The organism is Desulfogranum japonicum DSM 18378 (assembly GCF_000429945.1).
Taxonomy (GTDB): Bacteria; Desulfobacterota; Desulfobulbia; order Desulfobulbales; family Desulfobulbaceae; genus Desulfogranum; species Desulfogranum japonicum.
The window spans coordinates 43,525-54,311 of the sequence record NZ_AUCV01000043.1; the positions used below are offsets into that span (position 1 = coordinate 43,525).

The following is a 10,787-nucleotide window of genomic DNA, read 5'->3' on the forward strand; positions in this document are numbered from 1 at the left end:
ATATTAGCTCACGTTCATTCAGAACAAAATCCATCGAGTATCCCTCCCGTATCCTGATTCCTAACCACACAGTAGATTTGCAACATACTCTAACTGCAAGTACTACTCCCAAGGTCTCTGCGCAAACAGTTGCCTGCTGATGGTAATGTGACCTGACTCATTCGATAAAAAGACACAGAGATTACAGGAGTTCATGAGCTTCATAATACAACTGACATAGACGTCAGTAGAATACCCTTGGACCTTGTATTATGCTTAATAATTACTAAATTGTAAGTATATCTTTAAAGGGATTTTGAACAATTGCTTGTTCTGCCGGTCCTGGGCGTTATGCTGAAAATGTTGCCTTCGGAGGCAAGAGTAGGCTCAGTTATCAAAGATATGACTCCGGTCAAATTTCTTACATAGCTGATCTCCATTATAAACAACTCATTATACAAGATCCCCTTAATTGAACGGAGTTGAATCCTCCATGAATCGTTCGGCATATCTTACCACTGGAATAGCTATTCAAGCGCTTTCCCGGTTATCCAAAGCGAATATCTCTGTTCATGGGAAGGAAAACATTCCCGATGCGCCCTGTATCTTTGTTGTTAATCATTTTACCCGCATCGAAACCTTTATTCTACCCCATCAGATTTTCAGCCTGACAGGAATTCCAGTCTGGTCTCTGGCCAATGCCCAGCTGTTTCAGGGAGGATTTGGCCGTTATATTGAAATGGTCGGAGCTGTATCAACCAATCACCCGCAACGCGACGAGTTGATAACCCGGACGTTACTGACCGGAGAAGCACATTGGATCATTTTCCCTGAGGGATCTATGGTAAAGACGAAAAAGATCGTTCATGGGGGAAAATATATGGCCACTAATCCAAAAGGCTTGAGAGAGCCACATACAGGCGCTGCTATATTGGCCATGCGTGCAGAACTCTTTAAGCGTTATCTGGATTTTCATGCAGATGATCCTTCATTATGCCAACAGGTATATCAACATTTAGGACTGTCTGAGTTAAAAAATGCCAAGCTCAAGAGTCCCAGCGTCGTTCCTGTTAATCTCACCTACTATCCTTTACGGGCCAGGGAGAATGTAGCGGCAACTCTTGCTGCGAAGATGATTAAAGATCTGCCGGACCGGATTTTGGAGGAGATCATGATCGAAGGCACTATGCTTCTTTCCGGGGTTGATCTTGACATACGCTTTGGTAAACCTATGACTATTGCTCCCATATTGGAGAGAAAAATCGTCACAAAAGCCCTTAAAAGAAAAAATTTTCAGCAGTTTCTCGAGACGCCGGAGTTACATAGCCTCTTAAAGAAACAAGGGAAGATCGTAATGCAGCAGTATATGCATGCCATATACTCAATGACCACGATAAACCATGACCACCTGTTCGCAACCTTCCTCCGCCTGTACCCTTACCAAAGAGTACAAAAGAGAAACCTTCTTCGTCGGGTATACCTGGCGGCCATGACGCTGCAAAAAACACCTCCTTCAAACTGTAGGCTACATAGTTCCCTGCAGCATGAACAACATCATCTCCTTATTGATGACAGATTTAAAAAATTCAGTAATTTTCTGCAACTGGCCAAGGAAAAGGGAATTGTGCAGGAAGAAGGTAAAACTCTTCTGCGGGATCGATCTAAGCTGTCCGCTCCAGTCAGCTTTCACCATGGGCGAATTGATAATCCGGTAGAAATCATTGCCAATGAAGTTGAGCCACTGGAGCGACTGCAGAAGGTTCTTTTTTCGCTGGCATGGCAGCCAGATACCTTGTTGCGAGCGGTTCTGGCACGATATTTACTGAAAAAATCAAAACAACAATATGCCGAGGACAAACAGACCTGGCAATGCCAAAGCGTGAGCCTGCTCCACAAGGGCGCTCCGATTTTATATCCACGCATGAGCAGAAAGACAGGTATTGTTCTGGTCCATAGTTACCTGTCTTCCCCACAGGAACTTAAAACCTTTGCGCGATGGTTAAACAGCCAGGGGTATTGGGTGTACGTACCCAGACTTCCGGGGCATGGTACATGCGCAGAAGATCTTGCAGGACGAACCTATGAGGAATGGATTGATGCTGTCGAAGAAGCTTGTATATTACTGGATACGGTGTGTAGACAGGTCATTATCGGCGGGGTAGGACTGGGAGGAAATCTTTCTTTGCATATTGCCGCCCGAACACCTTGGATCAAAGGGGTTTTTTCAGTCTCAGCTCCTTTTCGTTTAAAAGATTATTCAACCAGATTTATGCCATCCACAGATGTTTGGAATACCATGGTCCAGAAAATATCCGGGGGAGAAAAAATTAATCAATCACTTGATTTTATAGCTGAAAACCCAAATATAAATTACCGACAAAATCCTGTTTCCGGAATCAGGGAAGTTGGGAAGCTGCTTACAGAGCTTGCTAAACTGCTTAAGCAAATTCAATGCCCGACATTACTTCTGCACGGCGATAATGACCCGCTTGTACACGCAAAAGGCGGCAGACTACTTTTTAAAAAAATCGGAAGTGAGCAGAAAGAGTTAAATCTGCTGCACTGTCCATGTCATGTAATGGTTCAGGGGCCGGACGCAGAATTGGTACAAGATAGAATAGCTTCCTTTATTCGATCAATATCCTGAAGGGTGCCCTGTATATTGTATTCACTGATACATTTCATCTATCAAGTCGTGATAGTGTTCGGCTATGGCTTCTCGTTTCATCTTCAAGGTTGGGGTAAGCAACCCGTTTTCCACGGTCCATGGTTCGGTAATCAGGCGAAGCTGTTTGAGCTTCATAAACCCAGGAAACGGTTTAAGCCGTTGCTCAACCCTGGCCAGGGCTATCTCCACAAGTTTTTCATGAGCCAAAAGATTTGCTTCAGCAGAGAGACCATGTTCTGCACATAATTCTTGCCAGCGCTCGGGTTGGACAACTCCAAGCATGGTCAGATATGGTCTGTTTTCGCCAATTATCATCACCTGATCAAAAAGCGGGTCAAGGCTTATTGCCAGCTCAAGATCAGCGGGCGGAACTTTTTCGCTGTTAGTTAACACCAAAATTTCCTTAAGCCTTCCAGTGATATATATGTATCCATCTTTCAGCACAGCCTTATCACCTGTATGCAGCCAGCCTTGTTCGTCAATCACTGCCTGTGTTGCGTTTTCGTTTTGCCAATAGCCGAGCATAACGCAGCTTCCTCTAACCAGAAGTTCACCTGTATCTTTTACAGATACTTCGATACCTGGCAGAGGAGGACCGACACTCTCCGGATCATTTGTATCCAGCCGGTTTACACTGACCACAGGGCTGGTCTCCGTTAATCCATAGCCCTGGACTAAAGGAAGATCAAGGCCCAGAAAAAGTCGTGCAATCTCATGTGCCAACGGAGCACCACCACTGATGATGACTCTGAGACGGCCTCCTAATTTCTGCTGGATTTTTCGCGCAACAGTCCGATGAATAAGTGGCTTGATTAGCAGGAGTGGATGGAAAAACATTCTTTTCTGACGAACGCAAAATGCCTTCCACCCACAGGCAACTGCCAGATTGAAAAGTATTCTCGATACCCAGGAACTTTTTGCCAATTTGATGTGTATTCCCGAATAAATCCGCTCAAATATTCTTGGTACGGAGATCAAGACCGTAGGTTTTATGATAGTCAGATCTTCAGCAATGGTGGATATGGAACGTGCATAGGCAACCATGGCCCCTGCCATCATGGGTAGATAATATCCGACAGTTCGCTCCAACATGTGAGAGAGGGGAAGAAAAGAAAGAAAGATATCATTGTTACGTACCGGCACGGCAAGATGCCCGGCAAGGCAGTTTTCCAGGATGTTACGGTGGCTGAGCATAACCCCCTTTGGCGGCCCTGTTGTCCCGGATGTAAATACAATGGTGGCCAAAAGGTCGCTGTCGGTCGGGTATTGCTTTGGCATTGCAGAAGATCTGTTATCAAGCCAGGAATCACAGCAGACAATCCTGGATTCCTGCTCTTGTGGTTTACAGTAATCCAGAGTAATAATTTTCTGTATGTGAGTGAGCCTGTCAAGCACAGGTTCCAGATCGTTCCAATAGGCAAGACCTGGGCAGAGAAGTACCTTTGATTGGGTTTCCTCGAGAATATAGGCAATATTCTCTGGTCGATCATTGGCGAAAAGCGGAACTGTGACCAGGCCTAAAGTTTGTGCGGCAAGATCAAAACAGGTCCAGTTCGGTCCATTGGGAAGCATAAGGGCAACTCTTTCACCAGGTTTCAGGTGCTCCTCCGCTAAGGCTCCAACCCATAAAGATACCTTATCTGCCATGGCTTTCCAGGTTATATCCTGCCACTGTTCGGTAATGGTATCAAAAAAGCGGTAGGCAATTCTATCAGGAGTCCTGGCAACTCTTTTCCAGAACAGACCGGGCAGCGTTTGTACCTCATCAGGGAGAAGATAGTCTGCATTGTGTTCCATATTATGCTCTCCAAGGTAAAGTTCTGAGTACTACGAGATAGCGTGAACACTCTGGAACATTTGATGAATCAACAATTCTTCAAGGTGGTCTAAAGATAGTTCTGCCATCCGGCATCCGGTTTGAACCGTTCACCATAGGATCTTTCAAGCTCAAGAAGTCGATCATAGAGCTTGGCTGCTGTCTGCCGGTGCATGTGCTGGATAACACCACCTCTAAAGGGCGCAAATCCTGTCCCAAAAATCATGCCTGCATCAAGCAGGTCACTATCTGATACCACTTTTTCTCTGAGACAGGATATGCTTTCATTAACCATCCTGAGTATCATCCGGTCAATAATATCGCCAGGAAGTACAAAGTGCTTTTGGGGCCTTTTCTTTTGGGGTTTATTTCCTTTATAGATGTAATATCCTGCGCCACTCTTTTTCCCTACTCTTCCCTGATTCAAAAGTGATTGAAAGGATTTTGGCATCAGGTCATTTTCGTTTTTACCCATAAAAGCAACCACTGATTGACAGATATCGAGTCCCACCATATCCATGAGTTCAATGGGGCCGACCGGCATACCGAATTCTTCTGCAACTTGATCAATAGCTTCAGGAGGAACACCGTCATTTTCCAATATGGCGGCCTCGTGGAGGTAAGGCATAAGAATACGGTTAATCAGAAATCCTGGTGCGGAACGTACCGGTAAAGGCAGTTTGCCGATACTTTTTGTAAACTGAACAGCCTTTTGTAGACTGTCCTGGGAGGAATACTCCGTTCCAACGACCTCGACCAACTGCATCTTGGGCACAGGATTGAAAAAGTGCAAGCCTACAAGGCGATCAGGGTACTGCAGATTCTGAGCCAGCGTCTCTAGGGGGATGGATGAAGTGTTGGTTGCAAAAAGAGCTTCTGGTTTGAGCTGAGGTTCGATGATGCTAAATACATTCTTTTTAGCAGTAACATCTTCAAATATGGCTTCAATTACCACATCTGCTTTGGCTACATGAACCCCGTTCAGATCAGGAATAAACCTATCCATTGCTGCTGATATCAGGTGCCTTCTTTTCAATTTCTTTTGAAACAGTCGGCTTGCCCGTTGAACAACACGGGCAAGGATTTCATGACTGTTGTCCTGGATTGATACCTTATATCCTTTGAGTGCGCACCAAGCCGCTATATCGCCTCCCATGACTCCAGCGCCCACAATATGGATGTTTTGTGGGTAGAATGCAGATGCACCTGGCTGAGATTTCAGTTGTTGCTGCAAAAAATAACAACGGATGAGGTTTTGCGCAGTTTCACCTCGAATAAGTCGGGCAACAGAATGAGCTTCCTGTTCCATCATGGTGGTAAACGATCCGCCAAACTTCTTATACAGATCAAGGACTGCATAGGGCGCTGGATAGTGTATCTCTCTTACTCTCTTTTGCAGTTTTCGTTTGGCAATTCTTGCAACCAGCGACCTGCCGAGAGATGATGCCACCAATTTGTTCCCCAATGTATCCTTTTTGGGTGCAGGAGGAGATAAAGCAATTTGAATTGCGGCATTTTTCAAATTTCGCCGAGGCACCGCATAGGTGAGAATACCAATGCGGGCCCCTTGAGCTGCAGTGAGAATTTTGCCAGACAGGATCAGAGGTAAAGCGGCCGGGCCACCTATCTGCCGGATTAACCTGACAGTACCGCCAAATCCAGGGTGGATGCCAAGTTTTACTTCAGGTAATCCTATTTTGGTTTCTGGCTCATCTGCAGCTATTCGATAGGTGCAGGCCAGGGCCAACTCCAGGCCCCCTCCTAGACAGAAACCGTGAATTATAGCAATGGTGGGAAACGGCAGGTCTTCAAGCTCTGTGAAAACACCCTGCCCTTGTTGTATCAATTCCAACGCTTCCTGCCCTGTACCCAGTTCAGTAAATGCATTGATATCAGCACCGGCGATAAAGCCATTGTTCTTAGCTGATAAGATAATCAGAGCTTGCAGTTCCACCGTCCGTATCTCTTTGAGAACACGCTGCAACTCTGATATAACCTCCTGACTGAGCACATTGGTTGATGTATCGGCAACGTCAATGGTAAGCCAGCCAATTTGCTGTTCATCAAGGAAAAAATGAAAATGATTGTATACTGTTTGTGTGATATCCATGCGGTCAATCCTTTTCATCATGCTTGGTTATGGAGTCTATACGAGAAATCAACATGGCCCCGCCCTGGCCACCTCCTATGCATAGTGTCGCTATACCTCGCCTGGCATTATGCTGGCTCAGGACATGTAACAGGTGTAAAACAATCCGGGCACCACTTGCTCCCACGGGATGGCCAAGGCTTATGGCACCTCCGTCAACATTAAGACGCTCTTGATCTATTACACCCAATGGCTCACTGCGCTCAAATTGGGTAGCGCAATACTCTGGATCCGCCATGGCTTGAATACATGCAAGCACTTGACCTGCAAAGGCTTCGTTAAGCTCCCAATAGTCTATATCAGAAATTGTAAGGTCATGGAGTCGGAACAGAGTTTCCACTGCATGTACCGGACCCAACCCCATATGCTCCGGGGGTACCCCTGCCCAGCTTGTGGCTTCGATACACCCCATGACCGGCAAATTGTAACGCGCTACCGCCTGTTCGTCTGCGAGCAAAAGCATGGCTGCCCCATCTGTTATCTGCGCACCATTGCCAGCAGTAATACGACCAAATTTCCGGTCAAAAACAGGTTTCAGCCGCGACAATTGCTCCATGCTCGAATCTCTACGAAGCCCATCATCTTCAAGATAATACGTCCCTTCTGAGCTATAGAGAGGGGAGATTTCACCCATTCGACTTTCGTCAAAGGCCTTGGCAAGACGTAGATGGCTGCGCAGAGCATATGCATCCATCTCTGCCCGTGTAATAGAAAACATCTCTGCCAGAATTTCTGCTGTCTGCCCCATATTCAGATTAACTACAGGATCGGTAAGCCCACGAAGAATGCCTATAATAACGGAAAAATGGTGAGGTCGAAGTCGACAGAGGAGCTGGAGCTTTCTTCTGATATTTTTAGCTTTGTTCCATTCTCCAAGCCAACTGACCATCTGCTGATTCAGCAGTACTGGAGCTCGGCTCATAGCTTCAACGCCTCCAGCGAGTACAAGGCTTGAATGGCCGTCTCGTATGCGATCTGCAGCGGTTTCCAAAGCCTGCATGCCTGACCCGCAGTTACGTTGAACAGTCCAGGCAGGCACCTTGACCCCACATCCTAGTCTCTGGGAAACAACCCTGGCAATATTCACCTCATCCGGGCTTGGGATAACACACCCAAGGATTACTTCGCTGAGATCTTGGGGTGAAATAGGCTGTCGATCCAGCAGGATCCTTCCAGCGTTCACTGCCAGATCAGCTGCACTGAATAGTCCAGGTCGTCCTGCAGCCTTGATAAAAGGAGTGCGATTGCCATCAACAATATAGACAGGTCGTAAACGGCTCATACAGCATTCTCCGGTTAAAGATTTGCAAAATCATCCACAGTAATAATCTGTTGGTGTAACTGTTCAAGCTCACGAAGTTTGTCTGCGTCCTCAACACTGATCATTTTTTTTTGTATTGCTTCTTCAATACGATCATACCGGTCGTGGTGTGTCAGCATCCCCTGCTTGAAAGCTTTATGCAACGTATCCTGTGCATGATGAGTTTGAAGATTGAGGATAAGAAAACGATCCAGCAAGGACAAAGTTTCTCGTGGGTGAAGCTTTTCTGTATACTGTGATACAAAAACTCCGCGGGTAAGCCGATCCCGCGCTCCAGAAGGTGTGGTTATGAGTCCGGCAACCTTTTTCCCCAGCCGGTCATCCGGATACTTCAACCTGCGTCCTACAGGGAAGATGGTCAGTTGAAGTACTCGCGCAAGGTTGCGGGCAGGGAAATTCTGAAGAAATGACCAGATACTTTCCTGCGCCAGGTAGAGATTCTTTTGACAGGCCCAGTCCAGCAACGGTCTGTCCTCTTCAGGCGCTTTTTGATCTGCAAAATGTTTAATTACCGACATGGTCAATACCAGGTAGCCAAGGGTGTCGCTGAGTCGGGCTGTAAGTTTCTCTTGTCGTTTAAGACCACCGCCAAGAACCAACAATGCAATATCACCCAGCAGAGCAAAGCGAGTTGCCATTTGAGTTACCTGACGCTGATAATCTCTGGTTTCAGACAGGTATTCAGCAGGTTGAATACATGCAATGCCGGTCAGTCCATAAACCAATGCCCGGGAATAATTGCTGAGCAGAAAGCCGATATGATGGAACAGAGCGTTATCAAATCTGATGAGATTTTGCTCGGCCACCCCGGTAATTTCTTCTTTTAGCCAGGGATGGCAGCGAAGCAGGCTCTGATTGAAAATAATAAAACTTCGGGTCAGGATGTTAGCGCCTTCAACAGTAATGCCAATGGGAGCTGCCTGGTACATCCGCCCAAGTATATTTCTGGGGCCAAGGCAAATACCTGCACCGCCATGAATATCCATGGCGTCGTTTGCTATGGCCCGCATCAGCTCGGTCAAATGATATTTTGCAATGGCGGTTATAACTGCAGGCCGTTCACCGTTATCGATACCATACACGGTCAATAAACGGACGCTGTCCATGGTGTAGGTGTTTCCTGCAATCCTGGTCAAGGCTTCCTCAATGCCCTCAAACTTTGCAATCGGCAGATTGAATTGACGACGTGCCATGGCATATGCTCCCATAGCCCTGGCAGCAAGTTTACCTCCTCCCGTAGAAAGAGCGGGCAGGGAAATGCCACGTCCGGCGGCAAGTGCCTCCATCAGCATAGACCAACCCTTACCAAGCCCTTCTGGGCCACCGATAACCATATCTAGAGGAATAAATACATTCGTCCCCTGATTGGGACCATTTTGAAAGGGGCAGTTAAGGGGAAAATGCCTGCTGCCAATGGTTATATGTGGAGTATCTCTTGGTACAAGAGCAAAGGTAATACCAAGATCCGTCTCCTGGCCTAAGATCTTGTCAGGATCGTACAGTTTGAAGGCAAGGCCGATGAGTGTGGCAATGGGACCAAGAGTAATATAGCGTTTATGCCAGTTCAGACGAATGCCGATGGTCTGCTTCCCTTTGTACTCCTCTCTGCAAACAATACCTGTATCAGGGATCGAACTGGCATCGCTGCCAGCCTCAGGACCGGTCAGGCCGAAACAGGGAATCTCTTCACCGTTGGAGAGCCGTGGAAGGTAATAATCCTGCTGCTCCCTGGTGCCGTAATGCATGAGAAGTTCTGCCGGGCCAAGTGAGTTGGGAACCATGACAGTAACTGCTGCTGGAATACTTCTTGAGGCTATTTTGACTATGATTTCTGAATGCGCGGTGGCAGAGAAACCAAGGCCTCCATACTGCTTGGGAATGATAATGCCGAAAAAATGCTTTTGCTTAAGAAAATCCCATACCTGTGGAGGGAGATCGAGCTCTTCATGGGTAATTTTCCAATCATCCAGCATGGTGCATAGTGTCTCAACCGGACCATCTAAAAAAGCTTGTTCCTCTCCGGTTAATTCACGTACAGGATACTCCAGCAACTGGTTCCAGTCAGGATTCCCGTTCCAGATTTCCCTGTCCCACCAAAGTGTTCCTGCATCAAGGGCTTGCTGTTCTGTGGTACTGACCTTTGGCACAACAGACTGTACCTTTCGAAAAAGATACCGTGTAAACAAATTTCTTCGCACGACAGGCACTGTGAATATAACTGCAAGAAGTAAATACGAGGTAATTATTATCAGTGTTGCAGAAGCTGGAAGCCTGGCAGCCCATAGGCCACCCAAAAGGAAGATAAAAAACGCCGTGACTGCAAACAAAAGGGAGGAGCGATGATAGGCCAGAAAAAAAAATAGGACGAGAGCCAGAAAAGCAAATATTCCAAACCCCATACATTACCTCCACAGCTGAAAGGTACAGCATAAAGCCGGGGCACACCTTCTGCGGCCCTGGCCACAGATAAAAACCAATACAAGAATTTTGCCTTATGAATACCTGTAAGCAGTTTTTTATATTTTGCATTACAGGCGGTTCTATTTCTTAACCCAAGTTCGTGACGCTGGATCACAATTTATCGTAAATACAGATATTTACCGGTTCAGCATGTGCCGTTATGGCACTACTTTTTTTCTTATTCTGTGAGCAGTTACTTTTTATTCATATTGTTGTCTTCACCTGCTTACCTGGTAGATTTTGCACTCCAAGAGCTGACAAAATTTCCTGTTGGGATGCATCCGGGCGGCTACTTTTTCTCACGTGCACTGTACTGCCGTTCTTACACTTCATTGAAATTGTCATTCTGCACTGGGTAGAAAGAATCTGACGTATGCTTGCCCAGTTACTCACA

Annotated in this window: 5 protein-coding genes; 1 reads left to right on the forward strand and 4 read right to left on the reverse strand. The window is 46.5% G+C overall.

Translation table 11 applies throughout. From position 1 onward, the window contains the following. Positions 1 to 472: 472 nt before the first annotated feature. Entirely contained in the window at positions 473 to 2,626 is a 2,154-nt protein-coding gene (locus G493_RS29890; protein WP_051309465.1) for an alpha/beta fold hydrolase, read from the forward strand. Positions 2,627 to 2,647: 21 nt separating this feature from the next. On the opposite strand, the gene G493_RS0117635 is transcribed toward G493_RS29890, so the two are convergent. From G493_RS0117635 to G493_RS29895, 4 genes are all read right to left on the reverse strand, one after another. Then, on the reverse strand, positions 2,648 to 4,444 hold the full coding sequence (locus G493_RS0117635; protein WP_028581472.1) for an AMP-dependent synthetase/ligase: 1,797 nt from the start codon (positions 4,442 to 4,444) through the stop codon (positions 2,648 to 2,650). Positions 4,445 to 4,533: 89 nt separating this feature from the next. After that, positions 4,534 to 6,573 (reverse strand): 3-hydroxyacyl-CoA dehydrogenase NAD-binding domain-containing protein, encoded by a 2,040-nt coding sequence (locus G493_RS0117640; protein ID WP_028581473.1) that lies wholly within the window; start codon positions 6,571 to 6,573, stop codon positions 4,534 to 4,536. A gap of 4 nt (positions 6,574 to 6,577) precedes the next feature. Next, positions 6,578 to 7,894 carry an acetyl-CoA C-acetyltransferase gene (locus G493_RS0117645; protein WP_028581474.1) on the reverse strand — a complete coding sequence of 439 codons (1,317 nt, stop codon included), beginning with the start codon at positions 7,892 to 7,894 and terminating at the stop codon, positions 6,578 to 6,580. A 14-nt stretch (positions 7,895 to 7,908) separates the two neighbouring features. Next, positions 7,909 to 10,332 (reverse strand): acyl-CoA dehydrogenase, encoded by a 2,424-nt coding sequence (locus G493_RS29895; RefSeq protein WP_035274996.1) that lies wholly within the window; start codon positions 10,330 to 10,332, stop codon positions 7,909 to 7,911. Positions 10,333 to 10,787: the final 455 nt, after the last annotated feature.

Excerpts from the sequence above, each read along its gene's own strand:
- G493_RS0117640 (WP_028581473.1), bottom strand. The coding sequence starts at position 6,573 with ATGGATATCACACAAACAGTATACAATCATTTTCATTTTTTCCTTGAT.
- G493_RS0117635 (WP_028581472.1), bottom strand. The coding sequence starts at position 4,444 with ATGGAACACAATGCAGACTATCTTCTCCCTGATGAGGTACAAACGCTG.
- G493_RS0117645 (WP_028581474.1), bottom strand. The coding sequence starts at position 7,894 with ATGAGCCGTTTACGACCTGTCTATATTGTTGATGGCAATCGCACTCCT.
- G493_RS29895 (WP_035274996.1), bottom strand. The coding sequence starts at position 10,332 with ATGGGGTTTGGAATATTTGCTTTTCTGGCTCTCGTCCTATTTTTTTTT.
- G493_RS29890 (WP_051309465.1), top strand. The coding sequence starts at position 473 with ATGAATCGTTCGGCATATCTTACCACTGGAATAGCTATTCAAGCGCTT.